Annotated in this window: 13 protein-coding genes; 9 read left to right on the top strand and 4 right to left on the bottom strand. The window is 63.8% G+C overall.

Annotation, left to right across the window (positions count from 1 at the left end; all coding sequences use genetic code 11):
* Positions 1–22: 22 nt before the first annotated feature.
* The 9 genes from ASB57_RS19100 to ASB57_RS19060 all read left to right on the top strand — a co-directional run bounded on the left by ASB57_RS19100 (position 23) and on the right by ASB57_RS19060 (position 15475).
* Positions 23–1537, top strand: a complete 1515-nt coding sequence (locus ASB57_RS19100) for an amidase (protein ID WP_231755190.1) — start codon at positions 23–25, stop codon at positions 1535–1537.
* Between the two features lie 167 nt (positions 1538–1704).
* Positions 1705–2928 carry a hypothetical protein gene (locus ASB57_RS19095; protein WP_057653650.1) on the top strand — a complete coding sequence of 408 codons (1224 nt, stop codon included), beginning with the start codon at positions 1705–1707 and terminating at the stop codon, positions 2926–2928.
* 66 nt (positions 2929–2994) lie between these two features.
* Positions 2995–6255: a LodA/GoxA family CTQ-dependent oxidase gene (locus tag ASB57_RS19090; protein WP_057653649.1), complete on the top strand. Its 3261-nt coding sequence runs from the start codon at positions 2995–2997 to the stop codon at positions 6253–6255.
* 17 nt (positions 6256–6272) lie between these two features.
* Entirely contained in the window at positions 6273–7358 is a 1086-nt protein-coding gene (locus ASB57_RS19085) for an FAD-dependent monooxygenase (protein WP_082621711.1), read from the top strand.
* 48 nt (positions 7359–7406) lie between these two features.
* The gene (locus tag ASB57_RS19080; protein WP_156414211.1) at positions 7407–9128 is read left to right on the top strand and encodes a hypothetical protein; all 1722 of its coding nucleotides are present in this window, start codon (positions 7407–7409) and stop codon (positions 9126–9128) included.
* Between the two features lie 51 nt (positions 9129–9179).
* Positions 9180–10319 (top strand): hypothetical protein, encoded by a 1140-nt coding sequence (locus tag ASB57_RS19075; RefSeq protein ID WP_057653647.1) that lies wholly within the window; start codon positions 9180–9182, stop codon positions 10317–10319.
* Positions 10320–10381: 62 nt separating this feature from the next.
* Positions 10382–12451, top strand: coding sequence for a hypothetical protein (locus ASB57_RS31375; RefSeq protein ID WP_057653646.1), 2070 nt, complete (start codon positions 10382–10384; stop codon positions 12449–12451).
* Positions 12452–12465: 14 nt separating this feature from the next.
* Complete coding sequence (locus ASB57_RS19065) at positions 12466–13569, top strand: hypothetical protein (protein WP_057653645.1); 1104 nt, start codon at positions 12466–12468, stop codon at positions 13567–13569.
* 61 nt (positions 13570–13630) lie between these two features.
* Complete coding sequence (locus ASB57_RS19060) at positions 13631–15475, top strand: hypothetical protein (protein WP_057653644.1); 1845 nt, start codon at positions 13631–13633, stop codon at positions 15473–15475.
* Positions 15476–15506: 31 nt separating this feature from the next.
* On the opposite strand, the gene ASB57_RS19055 is transcribed toward ASB57_RS19060, so the two are convergent.
* From ASB57_RS19055 to ASB57_RS19040, 4 genes are all read right to left on the bottom strand, one after another.
* The gene (locus tag ASB57_RS19055; RefSeq protein ID WP_057653643.1) at positions 15507–16169 is read right to left on the bottom strand and encodes a GntR family transcriptional regulator; all 663 of its coding nucleotides are present in this window, start codon (positions 16167–16169) and stop codon (positions 15507–15509) included.
* A 68-nt stretch (positions 16170–16237) separates the two neighbouring features.
* Positions 16238–16909: an RraA family protein gene (locus ASB57_RS19050; RefSeq protein ID WP_057653642.1), complete on the bottom strand. Its 672-nt coding sequence runs from the start codon at positions 16907–16909 to the stop codon at positions 16238–16240.
* Between the two features lie 45 nt (positions 16910–16954).
* A complete protein-coding gene (locus tag ASB57_RS19045; RefSeq protein ID WP_057653641.1) occupies positions 16955–17932 on the bottom strand; it encodes a tripartite tricarboxylate transporter substrate binding protein in 978 nt (325 codons plus the stop codon).
* A gap of 128 nt (positions 17933–18060) precedes the next feature.
* A complete protein-coding gene (locus ASB57_RS19040) occupies positions 18061–18960 on the bottom strand; it encodes an NAD(P)-dependent oxidoreductase (RefSeq protein ID WP_057653640.1) in 900 nt (299 codons plus the stop codon).
* Positions 18961–18996 lie beyond the last annotated feature (36 nt).

The following is an 18996-nucleotide window of genomic DNA, read 5'->3' as shown; positions in this document are numbered from 1 at the left end:
CGCAGGCATACAAGGAGACACCGTGCAAGACCCGCTAAGCCAGGACATTTCCGAGTTGGGCGCCGCCCTCGGCCGCGGCGACCTGACGTCTGAACAACTGACGCAAGCCTATCTTCTGCGCATTGCCGCCCACGACCAGCAGGGCGCGGGCATCAATGCCATCACGTGGCTGTGCGATGACGCACTGGCACAGGCCAGCAAGCTGGATCAGGAGCGGGCCCTCGGCCTGCTGCGCGGTCCCCTGCACGGCATTCCCATTGTCGTGAAGGACAACATCGACCTGGCTGGCCTGGCGACCACGGCCGGCTCGGTGCTCTTGCGCGAACACCTGCCGGCACGCGACGCCCGGGTCTTGCGGCGCCTGCGCCAGGCGGGCGTCATCGTGCTGGGCAAGACCAATATGTCGGAGTTCGCCTGCTCCAATGGGCGCTACGGCTATGGCTCGCTGGCCGGCCTGACCCTGAATCCCTACAACCGCGCGCGCAACGCCGCCGGGTCCAGCAGTGGCAGCGGCGCGGCGGTGGCGGCGGGCTTCGCGGCCGCGGCGCTGGGCACCGATACCTTCGGATCGGTGCGCGCGCCGGCCTGCGTGGCGGGCCTGGCGGGCCTGCGACCCACCCTGGGCCTGGTGCCGCTGGATGGCGTGTTGCCGCTGGCCTTGTCCTTCGACACGATGGGGCCGCTGGCGCGTTGCGTGCGCGATGTGGCCTTGCTGTTGCGCGGCATGGTCTGCGCCGTGCCGGGCGGCGAGCGCGACGAATACCTGCAGGCGCTGGACCCGCAGGCCTTGCGGGGACGACGGATCGGCGTGGTCACGGACTTCCCGGGCGAGGACGAGGAAGTCCAGGCGGTCATGCGGCAGGCCCTGGACCGCATGCGCGATCTGGGCGCCACCCTGGTGCCGGTGCGCCTGCCCGCGCCCGCGGCTACGCTGCATCCCCTTCTGCTGGCCCCGTTGGCGGATGCTGAATGGCCGGCGCAGCTGGACGATTATTTGAAGAAAAGCATAGGCGCCGCGCCAGCTTCCATGGCGCAGTTGCTCGATGCGGGCACCGCGTGGTCGGCCGCCTGTCCTTCGCGCGCCGTCAACCCGCGCACCCTGGCCAGCATGCGGCGCGCATTGGATGCCGCGCTTGAACAGACGGCGGCGCAGCGGGCGGGGGCGCAGGCGTCACTGGCGGGTTTTCGTTCCGCGCTGACGCATCGGATGCGGCAGGACGACCTGGCGGCCCTGGTGTTTCCCACCTTGTCCTGTCCGGCGTCGCCGCGCTATGACCGGCCTGATCCGTCCTACGTCGAGTATCCCGGCAACCCCTATGCGGCCTTGTATGTCGCCAGCGCCGCGGGCCTGCCGGAGATCACCGTGCCGGCAGGCATGGCGCGCGCCGGCGTGCCCATAGGCCTGTCCTTCCTGGGTGCGCCCCACGACGAGGCCTGCTTGCTGGGATTGGCCTATGCGTTCGAGCAGGCCACTGGGGCGCGTTACACCCCGTTGCCCGATGCCTGGGCCGATGTCATTGCTGGAGGCTCGTCGTAGAGGACAGTTGCTCTGGGTAGCCATGAGGCTTGAAGCCTCTGCGTCCGATATTCGAAATATCTAGTTTCAGTTGATTGTCTCGTGCCATCGACCGTTACACAAGATACTTCGACCGTCCATGTGGGTTGGATCTCACCCACATCATTCAGCGCGGAGAGGCAAATACCATGGCTGTTTCCAATGATCTGATCCAACCCGGCACCACCAGCGCGATTCCGGAATCCGCGCCGGCTTACCCACCTGATCCGCCCGAATGCGGCAGCGTGTCCACCGCCATCGAAGCCATCCGTCGCCTGTTCGTCGATCGGGTGCAGTTCGGGCACATCACCGGCACCAGCGGCGAGCCGAACAATCAGCCCGTGGTGCCCGCGCCGCGCGCGGCCTTCATCAAGCAACAGGGCGGAGTCTATGCCACGTTCCAGGTCGCCGACGACCTGCCCGAGGAATATCGCGTGGGCATCTTCCAGCGCGGCGCGCACTACACGGCGTGGCTGCGCTTTTCCAGCGATATCCCCAGCTACAACCCGGACCACACCGCCACGAACAACGGCACGACGGGTGTCGGGATCAAGCTGTTCGGCGTGGCCGGCCCCAAGGTGCTGGACGTCGATCCGGGCGATAACACGCTGGATCTGATCCTGCAGAACACCACGTCCTTCTTCGCGTCGGACGCCATGGAGATGTGCGGCTTCAAGATGGCCGCCTACTACGGCTATATCGGCGCGTGGAGAAAGGACCATCCGGTCACCGACGGCATACTCAAAAGTATGGCGGCGCGCGAGGTCAAGAGCCTGCTGACCGAGAAACTGTGGAGCTGCATTCCCTACAAGTTCGGTACCGATGCCGACGGGCAGGATCGTTACTGCAAGTACGTGCTGCAGCCGCGCCTTTCAGATAACGGCATCACCCCGGACGATGCTGATCCGAACTACCTGATGAAGGACTTGCAGGCCCGGCTGAAGACCGACGGCGCGATCTTCGACTTCCAGATCCAGCTGCGCACCAATGTGGAAACGCAGTCCATCATCAACGCTTCGGACATCTGGAACGAGGGTGTGCCGGCGACCGACGATCACAACAAGAATCAGACCACGGACGTATCGAAGCCGGTCACCGTCGCCACGATCTACATTCCGCCGCAGGACATCAGCGCGCGCGGCCAAAGCGAGTACAGCGAATCGCTGTCCTTCAGCATCGCCCGCACTCTGCCCGAGATGGCGCCCGTTGGCAGCATCGCGGAAGCCCGCGTCGCCGTCTATCTGTCCTCCGCGAAAATGCGCCGCGACGTCAATGGCCAGACCATCGGTGAGCCGTCCGAGCCTCGTACGCCGGCGCCGCCGTCTCCGCCTTACGCGGTGGGATCGAGCTGGCCGGCCGCCGGCCAAGGCTAGCGCCTGCAATCAGCTCCCCCGGCAACACAAGACCCGCCCCACGGAACACGCAGGAGTAAGCAGACCATGTCTTCGCCATCCCAAAACGATCCGATTCAACCCGCGACAACGAGCGCGATTCCGGAAGCGGCGCCGGCCTACCCACCTGATCCGCCCGAATGCGGCAGCGTGTCCACCGCCATCGAAGCCATCCGTCGCCTGTTCGTCGATCGGGTTCAGTTCGGGCACATCACCGGCACCAGCGGCGAGCCGAACGATCAGCCCATGGTGCCCGCGCCACGGGCGGCCTTCATCAAGCAACAGGGCGGTGTCTATGCCACGTTCCAGGTCGCCGACGACCTGCCCGAGGAATATCGCGTAGGCATCTTCCAGCGCGGCGCGCACTACACGGCGTGGCTGCGCTTTTCCAGCGATATCCCCAGCTACAACCCGGACCACACCGCCACGAACAACGGCACCACGGGCGTGGGGATCAAGCTGTTCGGCGTGGCCGGCCCCAAGGTGCTGGATGTCGATCCGGGCGATAACACGCTGGATCTGATCCTGCAGAACACCACGTCCTTCTTCGCGTCGGACGCCATGGAGATGTGCGGCTTCAAGATGGCCGCCTACTACGGCTATATCGGCGCGTGGAGAAGAGATCACCCGGTTACCGACGGCATCCTCAAGAGCATGGCGGCGCGAGAGGTCAAGAGCCTGCTGACCGAGAAACTGTGGAGCTGCATTCCCTACAAGTTCGGTACCGATGCAGACGGGCAGGATCGTTACTGCAAGTACGTGCTGCAGCCGCGCCTTTCAGATAACGGCATCACCCCGGACGATGCTGATCCGAACTACCTGATGAAGGACTTGCAGGCCAGGCTGAAGACCGCAGGCGCCATTTTCGATTTCCAGATCCAGCTGCGCACCAATGAGGAAACGCAGTCCATCATCAACGCTTCGGACATCTGGAACGAGGGTGTGCCGGCGACCGACGATCACAACAAGAATCAGACCACGGACGTATCGAAGCCGGTCACCGTCGCCACGATCTACATTCCGCCGCAGGACATCAGCGCGCGCGGCCAAAGCGAGTACAGCGAATCGCTGTCCTTCAGCATCGCCCGCACCCTGCCCGAGATGGCGCCCGTCGGCAGCATCGCGGAAGCCCGCGTCGCCGTCTACCTGTCCTCCGCCAAGACCCGGCGCAACACGAATGGCCAGGTCATCGGTGAACCCTTCCAGCCGCGTCCCCCCGCCCCGCCATCGCCGCCTTTCCCGGTAGGGTCTGCGTACCCTGACGGAGCGACACCGACGACGCCGACGACACCGTCCGATCCCACCGCCGTCGTCTATGCCAAGGTGCATCCAGGCATCGGCATCGCGCGCGTTGGCAACAGCAGCAAGACCGGAACCGACGGTTACTACATCGGCCCCGAAGTGGTCAACGGACCCTATATCGGCGCCGACCAGATGCGCGACGCTACCGGCGCCATCAAGCGCCAGGCAGCCCGCTTCCGCATCTATGGCTACAACGCCAATGGCGACGTGGTGAAGGAGCTGACCAAGGCCAATGCCGACATCACCTGGATGGTGAACCTGGCCAATCAGAAAGCCGCCTGGTACAACAGCAACCAGGTTCTGGATGCACCGGGCGCGTCAGCGGTCACCCGGCGCAACGCCGGCGTCACGGGAACCGGCCGTGACAAGCTGACCATCCAGCCGGGCGCGGTTACGCTCAAGGCGGACGCCGGCGCGGCCACCCGTGCGATAAGCGGCAGCTTCACGTCCGGCGCCGCCGCGGCAGTCTCTGTCAAATTAGGCGATGTGCTGCTGGACACGGATGGCCATCTGCTCGTGCTCGGCGGCAATGGCGTGTCGGCTTCTCCCTCCAACGCATCCCTGACGCCCAGCGACGACTCTCCGCAAGATTTCAACAACGCCGGCGACTGGTATGACGACATCTCCGACGGCATCGTCACCGCGACGGTGGCGATAGACGGGAAGAATATCGATGTCACGCCGGGCTGGGTCGTGGTGGCGCCGCCCAACTACGGCACCGACCTTCTTGGCGTGCGCACACTCTACGACGTCGCGCGCGATGCGATGATAGACGCCGGCAAGCTGAAGGCGGATGCCCCCACGTCGTTTACCAGGCACATCCTGCCTGCTTTCCAGCGTCTGAATCGTCTGCAATGGAGCAATCTGTATTTCCTGCAGACCTATGCCGACGATGCGGACGTGGATGGCACGACGATCGACCTGGCCGATCCCGATACGCTGAAAAAGTTGGCCAATATGTCAGCATCGCAAGCCGCGTTGAGACAGGCCGTCTTCAGCAAATTCCGCAATCCTGCGGACCTCACCGGCAAGCCCCCGGCATCGGTGGCCGCAATCACGGTCCCGCCCATCTACGGCGACACGTTGGGCGCAAGCACACTCCAGCGCGCGACGGATCTTCTTGCCGTCAGCACCGAGACCTACGCGCATCTGATGAAGTGGTCCCAAGGCGATTTCAGCGATGACTATTTGTCCACCGCCTCGACCGGTCCCGTCGATTTCAACAGTATTCCCCTGGCCGGGCAGCCTGCCGCGCTGGATGAAGGGCCGTTGACCTATTGCGCGGCCGACAGCTTCCATCCCGGCTATGAATTGAGCTGGCCCATGCGCCATGCCTCTGTCTATAGCGAGCTGGCGCGCATCAAGGTGGCGGATCTTACTGAGGCGGAGCCGGACTACGGCAACGCGCTCACGCCCGCGGTGGCAACTGGCGCTTCCGGACCGGTTTATGGGCAACGTCCGGGTGGGTTGACCCGCTGGATGGCATTGCCGTGGCAAAGCGATCTTGGTCGTTGCCGGTCGGGATACGACCCGGTCGGGTTCAGCGCCTTCGTTCCCACATTCTGGCCGGCTCGCGCGCCTAACCAGATCATGTCCGCAGCCACTTATACGCAGGTGATGAACACCGGGATGAGGGCGGCACAGCGGCTCAAGTACTACGGCAAACGGGACACGTGGCTGCGCTACATGATGATGGACGGCGTCGCGGCTACGAGCCCGGATGACGCGGTCCGGGAGATCCTCCAGGGCCTTGTCGCCAACTTCGCCAACCTGGGCATCATCACTCGCCAGCCCGCACCCACGGACGGGGCGCTGGATGATTTCCTGGTGCTTCCGCCGTTCCTCTACGTCGAGAGCTTACCGGCGCAGTTTCAGCCGACAAACGCCTCGTCGTGGGACGACACGATGGCGATAACGACTACCGACAATCCCTCCGCCGCGCAGGCAATCGTCAATGCCGGGTGGGCGGCGAAAGCGCAGTGGCAAGGATTTTCCAAATATCTCTAATCCACCGGGCACGCACCATGAACAACTGCGATGTTCTTATCGTGGGCGCCGGTCCCGCCGGCGCTGTCGCCGCGCATACCTTGGCACGGACGGGGCGCCTGACCACCGTCCTCGCCGATGATGCGACGGCGCCGTGTCAGCGGATAGGCGAGAGTCTGCCCGGTGTCGCCATCGCCCTGTTGAAGCAATTGGACCTGCTTTCCTGCGTGGCGGTGGAAGGGCGCATAGCCTGCGTGGGCAACGCGTCCAGTTGGGGCAGCGACGACGTCAGCTACACGGACTTCATCCGCGACCCCAACGGGCATGGCTGGCATCTGGACCGTGGCCGTTTCGATCAGGATCTGCGCGACGCCGCCTGTGCGGCCGGCGCGGTCCGCAGAACAGGGCGCGTTCGCCGCGCCTGGATGGATGCCGACGGCTGGCAGGCTGAATTCGACGACGGCATTGTGCGCGCGCGCTGGCTGGTGGACGCCAGCGGCCGGGCCGGCGCGGTGGCGCGCTGGCTGAACGTGCCGCGTGAGCAGGACGAGCCGATGCTCGCCCTGCATGCCTGGGGCACCGATCGTTCCAGCGATCGGCGCAGTCTGGTCGAAGCCACGCCGGAAGGATGGTGGTACACGGCGGGCCTGCCGCGGGGACGCCGTGTCGCCGCTTTGCACGTGAAGCCGGCAGGCGCGGCGCGCATCCTGCGCGACGGTGCCTGGCGGCGGTTGTTGGCGCGGACCCGTCATCTGAGCGAGGTCTGCCATGTCGATGACTCCTGGACCCGTCCCGCGGGAACCGACGCGGGCGGAGCCTGGATGCCCATCCCTTGCGGGCCGCGCTGGATTGCGGTCGGCGATGCGGCCTTAGCCCTGGACCCCTTGTCATCGCAGGGCATGTTCAATTCGCTCTACACCGGCTGGCGCGGCGCGCAAGCCCTGGCGGCTGTCGCGCAGGGAGAGGGCACGGAAAAGTTGCTCGACTACGCCAGGCGCCTGCACGAGATACGCGCCGTTTACCGCTCCAATTTGCACGCTTACTACGGCATGGAACGCCGTTGGCCCGATCAGCCGTTCTGGCATGACCGCCAAGCGGGCATGCTGCCCGAAGCATCCGTTTGAACGATCGCTGCTATTCACTGGACTGCCATGAGTGCGAAAAAAACCAGATTGACGATTACCCAAAATGACGCCGCCACGATACTGCGAGCGCCCGCGGTGCCACAGGCTTCCCTTGGTGTGCTGAAGATAGACAACTGCGCCGATGGTCTCTTCGTCGTCTGCGGCGCCGACGCGGTCACGGCGCCAGGTGATGTGATCACCGTCAACTGCGTGGGCACCACTTCCACTCAGACAAGCACCCCGTATGCGGCCGCGCCAATGACGGCCGACGCCGGAATGGTGGGTCTTTCCTTCATCTACGTTCCGCCTGTTCCGCAGTCTTTCGTCCAGCAGTTGGGCGGTGGCACGTTGGCTATCTCCTATAGCGTGCGGTCGGGCAACGGCGGCGCCACGCGAACGTCGCGTGTCACGCAACTGACAGTCGAGGGCACTTCCGTCCCCTCAGACAATGCTTCCACGCTGCAGGTCGTGGGCCAGCGCTCTTCGCTATCCAGCTTCACGAACCGTGTCGACGCTGATGCTCCCGGGCGGCCGGTGGTACAGGTGCTCACTGCCTTGTTGATCCCCTCGTCGCCGTCGGTGGCCGCTACGCAGACCTCCGCGACATGGGCTTATTCCGACGGAACGTCAGTGACGGGCACCTATTTTTATGATGTGCGGCCGGATATGGCGCTCACCGTCTCCGTCACCAAGGTTAGCGGCGTTAAGCCGGTAGTGCTGGCGCGCAATCCGCTGGCGCGTAGCGCGAAGCGCAACTGCATCATCGACGACATAGGCATGGCGCATACCTGGGACAAGACTTCGGCGGAGCGCAACCAGTTGGTTTATCCGGGCGTGGCCTCGGCCTGCGGCCGCGAAAGCGACATGCTGCTGATCCAGACCAGCAAGGTGGTGAAGGTCCTGGACTCGGCCACGCCGCTCTCGCTTGACGGCACGGCGGATGTCGTCGCCGCGGCCTCCACCGAGAACAGCTATATGCTGCTTTCGAGCAGCGGGCGTGTCAACGAATACGGCGCTTCGGACTTCGTCACCACCGATGCCGCGAGCGTGACGTCGGTTTTCTCGATAGCGACGACCTTGGCGCTGTCCGCGCTACGCACCCCGGCCGGCTCATTGACCTCGTTCGATGAGGCCGGGAAGCTGGTGACGACGCCCACCGGCAGCAGCATGCACACCGTCGCCGCGCTGCCCTCGCAGGACGCGTTCGTCGCCGTGTACGACAACGGCACCGTCACGGGCTGGGGCAACAACAGCTACGGCGCCATCGTGCCCCTGCACCTGGGGCCGGTTACCGCGGTCACATCCAGCCTGTACGGCTTCGCCGCCATCCAGGCGACGGGCACGGTCCTGGCCTGGGGGCTTGCGAATGGCGCCACCATCGTTCCCGCCAATACCCAAAACGCCATATTCATTGCCGGGGCGTTAGCCAGCTACGCGGCGCTGATGCCGGATGGATCCGTGGTGACCTGGGGCTCGCTGGCACAGCCCGCTACAGCGCCCAGGAATGTCATCAATCTGGTTGCCGCGGATCGTCTGTTCGCCGCTTTGCAGCGTGACGGCAGGGTTGTTGTCTGGGGCTCCACGATCACCGCCGCGGACACTACGCCTTCGAGTTGGAGTGACGTCGTGGCACTGCAAAGCTGCGGCGAAGTCATCTACGCGGTCAGCAAGAGCGGCGACGTTCACTACTGCTCTTCACGCAACACGAACGACGCTCCGCCGGACGGCCTGTTGCCGCAACTGCAGCAAAGACTCACGTTGGTCAAATAGGCGGCTCGCCAGCCGCTGGACGATCCACTGGACTATCAAGGCGATCAAACCATGTCTCTCAATGCACCTCTCGTCGCGCCGCTACAAAATGGCAAGTTGCAGCAGAAGGCCAATGTCGTGGCAAGCCAAAACTATGTCGACCCCAGCCCCACCGACGTTCTCTATTTGTACTGGGGCAACAACCTTCCTTCCATCGGGGCGCCGGACAAGAATAACCTCACCAACCCCGTGCCTTTTCCCATTGCGTCCAATCTGGTCTGCGACGGGTCGGTGACCGTGTGGTGCTCCATCGAGGACAAGGCTGGAAACATTGCCTATTCAGACACCAATACGCTCACGATCGATAAAAGCGGTAATACCCTGGCGCCCGCCACACTGGCGGCGGTAGACAAGAACGCCCCCGCGAAAGGCATGACGGTCTCGTTTTCTGGAAAACCGACAGATGTCACGTTCTCGCTGGTCATGACCAACCCGGCCCAGATCACATGGACGATCTACAACGCGGATGGCACGCCTGTAGACAATGTTCCCGACCACAATCCCTATGTACGGAACATCCCCTTCCTCACCGATGGGGGCTTCAATTCCGGCACGTCGACATACACGACCACGGTCACGCCCGCGCCGGTCGGCACGCAGTATGTCGAGCTGGTGTACTCGGTGACCCAAAGCTATACCCGTGGGACGGGAGATGGAACCGCGTATCCGAGATCCGTCCAGATATTCAACTCGGCGAAGGTGACGGCGACCGGCAATGACCTGTTCAACCCGGCTGTCGCCAGCATTCCCGCGCCGCTCTTTACCGACGCATCGAACAACACGCTGGACCTGAGCCAGGTCGCTGGCGACATCAAGGTCACCATTCCCCAGACACCGTCGATCGTCCAGGATTCCGTCACGTTTACGGGAAGCGGCAAGGACGCCGACGGCAACACCGTCATCGGGTCCGGGTGGGTCACCAACAATACCTACACCGTCGCGACGACGCCCTTCTATGGCGCGGCGATTCCGCGCGCTTATGTCGCCGCGGTGCCCGATGGCGGCAGCTACACGATTTTCTATACCTCACGGAATACGGGCCTGACGTCGGCTTCCACGACCGTGACCATCAAGAAAGGCGGCACGCCGGTTATCGCAACAGCGGGAAGTCTGTTCGGCTGGGGCAACGCGGATAGCGGGGTGCTCGGCTAAGGCCGATGCGGATGCCGCCGCGTGCATGAGCGGCGGAACAACAAAATAAAAGGAAGAAAAAAATGGCGATCAATACCAATCTTCTCCCGGATGGGGATCTGTTGAACCCATCTCCCTATCCTCGGGCGCAGTACAACGCCATCCCTTTCAGGGGTAGCGTGCTGATAAACGGCAGCCTGGGGACGACGTTCGGCTCATGGACCTCGCCGAAGCAGATGGTCGGCCTCGCTTATGCCCAAGACCCTTCCGTCGTCAATTACACCGGTCTTCCCGCCACGAATCCGAACCGGCAGACTCTCAGTCTCAACTACCCGAATTCGACGGGGCAGGTCATGCTGGAGGGGACCGCCTACACGCGTTTCAATGCGCTGCGGTCGGGAACGATCCTGGTTTCGATGTACCTTGCGCGTAAACCCGACATCAAAAATGTGCAGTACACGGGGACGCCGGAACTTCTTTTCTGCGTTGAGAAAGAACCGGGACAAACGGGCACTTTCCCGCCGGCAGGGCTGTCGGCAGGACCGTATGCGGTGCCGGCCATCGGGCTATGGCGTCAGATCACGTATACCTATCAGATCATTACGGGGCCTCAGGCGCTCTATTTGCGCGTGGGCAGCGCTGGATATATATACCAGGCCGATGATGGGGCCATCATCACCCACATGAGCGTGACGTATCCCTATGACGTGATCGGTACCCTTGTCTCTCCGTCGGTTCAGGAAGTGACTACTCCGGCCGGCGCGCCGTTTCCATCCTTGACGATGCACTTCGAGGAAAATCAAGGTGTCAGAACCGCTATCACGAGCTCACCCGTCGCCTTCGGGTTGGAAAACGTCACGCCCGCCGGCGGCATTCTTTTCGTCAACAATCAGTACCAGCGTATCAATGGCACGACGGATGCAAAGCTCGGCGATTACACGATAGCCAGCGGGCAGATACGAGGCGTGACCCAGGGCGCCACGGGTACGCTCGTCGGCCAGATGAATGACGGAACCGTGATACGGGTACCGCTGCGCGTCACGGGGAGTGTCACGCCCCCCGTCGATAACGAGGGTCCGTACTACGTTTCGGTCTTCAACGATCCGGCGAAACCCCGCTGCGATCGGCAGGATGCCATCGTCAACACGTATTTCGCGCCTTTGCAGGCGACGGTCCTCGACCAGAAGCGGCAGGCTGTCGGTTCCGGCACGATCATCTTCAACGATGGCGGCAGCGGTAGCACGGCGATCCTCGCGCCCACGGGAGAACAGCGGGTCCAGGTCTTGAGCGGCCTGGCCACGCAGGCCAACGTCAAGGCCCTCGGCAAAGTCGATAGCCGTGACTATGGCGTCGCCTATGTGAACGCCTATCCCCTCGATCTCAGCGGCAAGAGCCTGAGCAGTGTGAGCGCCGACCGCTACGCGACCTATATCCTGCGCGTGTGGGAATCCATGAGCGCCATCGTTACCTCGACATCCGGCACCCCGCAGACGACCAAGCCGAATACCGTGTTCGCCCAGCAGCTCAAAGCCAAGGTGACGGAATCGAACGGCGCGAGTGTCGTTCCCGATCTGCTGGTGAATTTCATGATACTCGGCAGCCGTGCCACCTTCGAACTTTCCACGGCCACCGTCGAACCGACCAGCACGCCATCCCAGGCCGTGGTGCGCACCGATGCGTCGGGGATCGCGACCTCGCCGAAGATACTCGCGGGGCCGGATGAAGACACCGTCACGGTTCTGGCAAAGACTATCGTGTCGACGACGCCGGCCAGCTTCACGTTGAACATCAAGAACGACGATATTCCCCCGCCTACCGGTGACTACATGTACGACCTTCTGCCCTTGTCTGGCAAACCCGCTACCGTGGATCTCAATGCGTGGAACATGCTGGATTGGCAGGTATGGGATTACGAGACCGGATCCGTAGCCTCCGGATCGGTCAAGTGCGATATCACGCTGCAGAATGCCAATGGCACCCAGCTCAGCTTCAGTCAGACCACCTCGCAAACGACGACCACGGTTACGTCATCAGCAGGCACTCTGGAGGTGCCCGTCTTCGGCGGCACGGTGCAAGCCAGCGGCGCCACGATAACGGCGCAAGTCGATGGCAATCAGTCCGCGCCCAGCGTCGTCCCGATCGTGTTCAGATAAGGCGAGAGAAGATCATGCAAGCGTTCAATGTATCGGCCGGCGCGCCGGGCAATGCCGACACGGCGGCCATCAAGTCCTTGTTCAGTCCCATGAGATTCACCACCGTCGACGGCGGCTTCCAGCATGCCGTGGGCCTGGACCCCGTGGGCTTTGCTTATTCCTGGGGCCGTAACGATAAAGGCCAGCTCGGTGTCGGCAATGTCGCCAGCGCCAACACGCCGCAACGGATAGGTATATTTTCCAACGTCCTCAGCATCAGCGCGGGTCAATACCATACGATGATGGTCGCCAGTGACGGCAGGCTTTACGGCACGGGCACCTACGTCAACGGTGCGCTCGGCAATGGCCAGGCCAGCGGGCAAACCAATGTCATGAGTCCGGTGGTCGGCGCAGCCGGCTCCAGAACATGGTCAGCGGTTTATTCGCTGAACTACACGAATCTGGGCCTGAGCCAGGACAATATTCTTTATACCTGGGGCTCGCGTTACGGCAACGACACCAGCGACACGTATAACGACCTCGTGCCGGCTGCACTGACCGGTATGAGGGGGCCGTTCCAGTCGATCAGCGCGGGCGATCGATTCTGCGCCGCCATCGATGTCAATGGCGACATGTACCTCTGGGGCAACAATAGTTATTTCCAGTGCGCGCCCGCCGGCCAGTCGACTGGCACCGTTGTCTATCCTGCGCTGGTGACGGCGCTACCGCAGAATGTGCTGCGATTTTCCATGGTGGCGGTGGGTCTGAGTCACGGTCTTGCCGTCGACGAGACCGGGACCACGCTGTGGGCCTGGGGTACGGGCCAGTTGGGTCAGCTGGGACTGGGGCAAGGAACGCTGCGGACACAGCAGATGCTGCAAGTCCAGCTGCCTGCCAACACCGTTCAAATCATCAAGATCTACGCCGCGGTGAGCCAGTCGGCCGCCTTGCTCAGGATGAGTGACGGCACGATGCAAGTTGCCGTGTGGGGATTGAATAACTATGGCCAGGCGACGGGCATGGGAACGTCTGCCGCCACCCGGATCTACACCCCATTCACCACGCAAGGCACGCTGGACTACAAGAATTGGTTCGCGATGGGGCTCGGTGCGGATTTCACATTGGCAATGGCCGGATAGGCCGTGCCCGTGCAAGCTTGCCGCGCATCCCTGGAAGAAAAACTAGTCAAAAGAGACCTCAATGGGAAATTCCACGCTATCGCCCGCTGAAGACAGCATGCAAGGTGTCGTTTTCGTCAGGTTTGCCGACGGGTACCCCACCACCATCGATGTGGTGGCGTCCACGAGCTTTCCGGTGTTCCATTCCGTTGCGTCGGTGAGCCTGGATGCCACCGTCACCAAAGTCGGTCCTTACAACGGCCCCACCCTCTATTCCGTCGTTTCGCCCACGCTAGGCATCACCCCGGGTTCTGTGCAAAGGACCGCCGTCAACGGCGATGTGTCGTGCGAGGGTCTCCGTGCTGGAGCATCGGTCAGTGGCAGGGACTACGACCAGACCAACCTGGTCGCGCATGCCCCCGCGGTATCCGGGCCGCCGTTCAACCCGGCTTACTCCGCCCAGTACGCGGAGTACTCGGTGCGCCAATGGCGTAGCAATACGGCGAACGTGACCATACCGGCGCAGTATTCAAGCGGCGACGGGCAATCCGCGGCGCCGAATACTCAGTTTCCTCACGTGCTCGTGGTCGGGGTTACCGATAGCGCGTCCAACCCCGTGAATTACACGGGCGTGACGTTCCAGATCACGACGGGCGACGCCACGTTTGTACGCGATAGCAATAAAGTTTTCTTCTCGGATACGCTTGTACTTGCCGACACCGAAGACAGTAATCTTGCCGGCATCTACGTCAAGGCGGGCCCCAATGCCGGGACGGTCATCGTCAAGGCGTCATCCGCCGTCGGCAGGCAGGATGTTTTCTTCCACCTGCAGATTAGCGGGAGCACGCAACCTGTCACGCCTGGCACGCCGATGACCTTGACACCCTTCGGGGATGGCCAGTCGGCGATCGAGGGCGCGGACTTCGGCCGGCCCCTGGCCGTTACGGCATCCAATATCCCCTCCGGCTCGGGCACGATAAAAATCGTCTTTTCGCTGACCGGACCCGGGGTATTCGATTACGCGAGGCCCAGCGCCGATCCGACCTTGCAAGTGACAGACCAGCAATGCACCGTCACTCTCGACAAGAGCAGCCAGAGCGCGACAGCGCCCTATGTAAAAGCGGGCAATTCAAAGGGGACGGTCACTGCCGTTGCTTCGGCAACGGTCCAGTCCAATACGGCAAAGTGGAACAACCTGGCCGTCCTGGCACCGGTCGTGCCGATCACGTCGATGACCCTGACGCCCTCCAACGATGGTCAGACGGCGCTTGAAAATACGGACTTCACCCTGCCCTTGAGCGTCGATGCCGCCAACGTCCCCGCGGACGCGGACGTCATAACCATCACCTTCACGTTGAACGGCCCCGCGGTGTTCGACTACACAAAGGTGTTCTTCCCCGGCGTCAAGAAAGTATCCGACACGGAATGCTCCGTCGTGCTCGACAAGAGCAGGCTGTTGGCGGAAACGCCTTGCCTGAAAGCGGGGAGTTCCGCCGCGACGGTCACCGCCACGGCGACCGCGTCAGTCGCGTCCAATACGGCGCATTGGAACAACCTGACCGTCATGGCGCCGACGGTGCCGGTGACGATCGCCGCCGAACTGGTCATGACCAACCCCACCGACATATACGTGCCGGCGGGTTCCACGCAGCAGGTGATCTGGAAGCTGCAGACGATCGCCGGCAAGGATGCGGTCCCGGGCAAGAATGTCACGCTGGCGCTGGAAATGTCGGACGGCACCGTGGCCAGCTTCTCCGCGACCAGCGCACAGACGACCTATAGCCAGAAGACGGACCCCAACGGCATGATCAGCACGCCGCTTTTCATCGGCAAGGTACCGGGCGGCATCATGATCACTGCCACTGAAGACGGCGGTGATGCGAAGCCCGATACGGAGGTCCTCTACGCCTTGCCTCTGACGGAATAGGGACCGCCGGGGCGCCCCTAGGGGGCCGCGGTTAACGCGGCAGGGGGGTGGCGTTCTTCCGCTGTCCGCGGAACAGCAGATGCGTGGCTGACAGATGGAAACGCATCGCGGTTTCCGCGTGAGCCGCATCGCCGGCCCGCAGGGCGGTGATGATGTCCTGGTGATGGGTCACGCTGCGCAGCATGTCCTCGCGGGTGTAGAAATAGAACGAACCGATGATGATGGGCAGATCCAGCAGGCTGTCCACCAGAGCGCGGACCCGGGCGGATTGCGCCGCCGCCAGCAAGGCATGATGGAAGCGGTTGTTGAGCTTCTGCACCTGGTCCACGCGGTCGGCGTCGTCGGATTCGGCCGCTTCCTTCATGTGCTGGTTGATGGCCTCGAGCTCGTCGATCTGTGCCAGCGTGGCGCGCTGCGCGGCCACGCTGGCGGCATAGGGCTCCAGCAGCAGGCGCAAGGCGAAGGCCTCGTCGATGTCGCGGTCCAGCCAGCCGAGCACCACGGTGCCGCGGCGGCCGTCGCGCTTGACCAGGCCGTCGGCCTCCAGGCGTTCGATGGCCTGGCGCACCGGTGTGCGGCTGACGTCCAGCGCCTTCGCGATATGCTCTTCGCGCAGCTTCTCGCCGGGCAGGAAGGCGCCCGCCATCAGGCGGCGGCGTAACTCCCCATAAACCAGGTCGCGGGCGCTGGGCATCGATGCTCGAATCCGAAGGCGTTGAGAAGCCGCCGACTATACCCGATGGGTGATGCCGGCGTAGCCCCTTACTTCACCTTGCAGCCCTGGGCCGCCAGGCGTGCGTCTATCCACGACGTGTCGAGCTTGCCGGCTTCGATCTGCGCCAGCATTTCCAGTTCCGCCTTGTGCTTGGCGCTGGATGCCTGGTACAGCTCTTCCACCTGGTCGTAAGGGACGCAAAGCAGGCCGTCGTCGTCGCCCAGGATCAGGTCGCCCGGCTCGATGGTCATGCCGTCCAGCGCGATGGTGCCGTTGATCTCGCCGGGGCCGTCCTTGTAGGGGCCACGATGCGTCACGCCGGCGGCGTAGACGGGCAGCGAGCCTTGCCGCAAGGTGCCGGCGTCGCGGATGGCGCCGTTGATGACGATGCCGGCCACGCCGCGCTTGACCGCATAGGCCGCCATGATTTCACCGATGATGGCGTTGGTCAGATCGCCGCCGGCGTCGACCACGATTACGTCACCCGGCTTGGCCAGGTCCAGCGCCTTGTGCACCAGCAGGTTGTCGCCGGGGCGGCAACGCACGGTCAGCGCGGGCCCGGCCAAGGGGCTGCCGTCGTGCATGGGCCGCAGGCGGGCGCCGCCGGCGCTCATGCGCGACATGCAATCGCTGACGTTGGCGACGGGGATCTTGCGAAAGCGCTCTACCGCGTCGGCGCTGACGGCGCGTTGGCGGGTGTGTATGGCGAATCCGATCATATTGACTCCTGCTTGGGATGAGGTGACTGCTGCGCGCGCAGCGTGCTATTGCTTGGGGATGCCGGCGTCCTGCACGACCTTGCCGAAGATGTCGTGGTCGGCGCGCAGTTGCTTGGCCAAGTCTTCGGGCGAACCCTTCATGACGCTGTAGCCGGCTTCTTCCAGCTTCTGCACCAGCTCGGGCTGCGTCAGCGCCTTGTTCAATTCGGTGTTCAGCGTCTTGATGACGTCATCCGGTGTCTTGCCCGGCGCGAACAGGCCCCACCAGATGGTCTGGTCTATGGTCTTGAAACCGCTTTCGGCGAAGGTGGGCACGTCCGGCAGGGCGGGCGAGCGTTCCTTGGCGACCACGGCCAAGGCGCGCACCTTGCCGCCACGGATCTGCGGCAGCAGGGTGGCCACGGAGCCCGTGTAGACGGCGATGCGGCCGCTCATCAGGTCCGGGAAAGCCTGGCCCCAGCCGCGATAGGGCACATGCATCAATTCCATGCCGGCGGCCTTGCCCCACAGATGGCCGATCAGGTCGCCGCTGCCGCCGATGCCGGGGATGCCCAGCGAGATCTGGCCGGGTTTGGCCTTGGCCGCCTTGACGACATCGGCGATGGATTTATACGGCGATTCGGGCAGCACCACGAATACGCTGGGCGAGGACGCGGCCAGGCCGACCGGGCGGAAGTCCTTGAACACGTCATACGTGAGCCTGGTGTACAGCCACGGGTTCAGCACGATGTTGTCGGTCTGCGCCATCACCAGGGTGTGGCCGTCCGGACGGGCCCGCGCCGTGGCGTCCAGCGCCAGGTTGCCGCCGGCGCCGGGTTTGTTTTCCACCACGATGTTCCAGTGGGTGTTCTGGCCGATGGCGTTGCTGACCATGCGGGTCAGCATGTCGGTGCCGCCGCCGGGCGGGAAGGGGGAAATGAAGGTGGTCGGCGCGCCGCTCAGGTCAGCGGCATGCACGGGCAGCGCGGGCAGGGCGCACAGGGTCAGGGCCGAGGCGGCGGCCAGTTTTTTCAGAAATTGCATTGTCTTCCTCTCTAGTGCTTGTTCTTGTGGTGTGATCGTTTGCTGGTGTTGCGTCGTGGTTGTCCGTGCTCGTGTCCTGCGATGGACAGGGCGCGCGCCATGGGGCGCGCGATCCGTCACGTTTCGGCTTAGGCCTTGGGCGTGGATTCCTGGCGCGCGAGCGTCGTCAGCCACTCCAGGCGCGCGGGCACGGTGTCCGGGATGTCCAGGGGCTTGCCGCCGGCCGCGGACTGCGCGGCGGCGATACCTTTGGCGGTGCGGGCGAACAGGCTCTCGACGCCGTTCAGCACCAGCGGCTGCAGGCCGGCGTCGGTCAATTGGTCGCGCGCTTCCTGGACTTCGGCCAGGCGCCGTTGCGCGTGCAGCACGTGCGAGCGCAGGAAAGAGTCCATGAAGGCCGTGAGCGGCGTGCGGTCGACATCGGAAAGGACTTCGTAGAGGGCGTCGCGCAAGCCCATGCTCTCAGCCGCGACCAGGCATTCCACGGTCAGGCTTTCCATGCCCTTGGTCATGATGCTGCGCAGCAGCTTCAACCGCACGGCGTCGCCCGCCTGGCCGGGGATGGCGCGCGCGGGAGCGCCGCTGTCGCTGGCGAAGCGCGCCACCGTTTCGGCGCCCGTGCCGGCGCACAGCAGGGGCGTGAGCGCTCCCAGCAGGACGATGGCGCCCATGATGGCCACGTCGGTGAACGCCACGCCGTGGCGTTCGGCGACAGCCGCGGCGGCGCGCATGTCGCCGGCGCTGGCGGTGGTGAAGTCGGCGTATTGCGCGTCCTTGCGCAGATGGGGCAGGGCTTGTTCGGCCAGATGCAGCGCGGCGTGGCCGAACACGGCCGACACGACCAGGTCGGCCTCGGCCAGCCATGCACCGGGGGTCGGGTGCAAGGTGGCGCCGTAGGACTGCACGCGGGCCTGCATGTCCGGGTCCTGGCGCAACTCGCAAACCGCGCTTATGTCATGGCCGGCGGCCATCCAGGCCTGTGCGTAACAATGGCCCACTTCGCCGCAACCCAGAATCGCAATCTTCATCACATCGCCTTGTTGGTGATACATAAAAAGTACAAG

The organism is Bordetella sp. N, from assembly GCF_001433395.1.
Lineage (GTDB): Bacteria > Pseudomonadota > Gammaproteobacteria > Burkholderiales > Burkholderiaceae_B > Bordetella_C.
The sequence above is the reverse complement of the archived record's forward strand: the minus strand, read 5'-3'. Positions and strand labels throughout refer to the sequence as shown.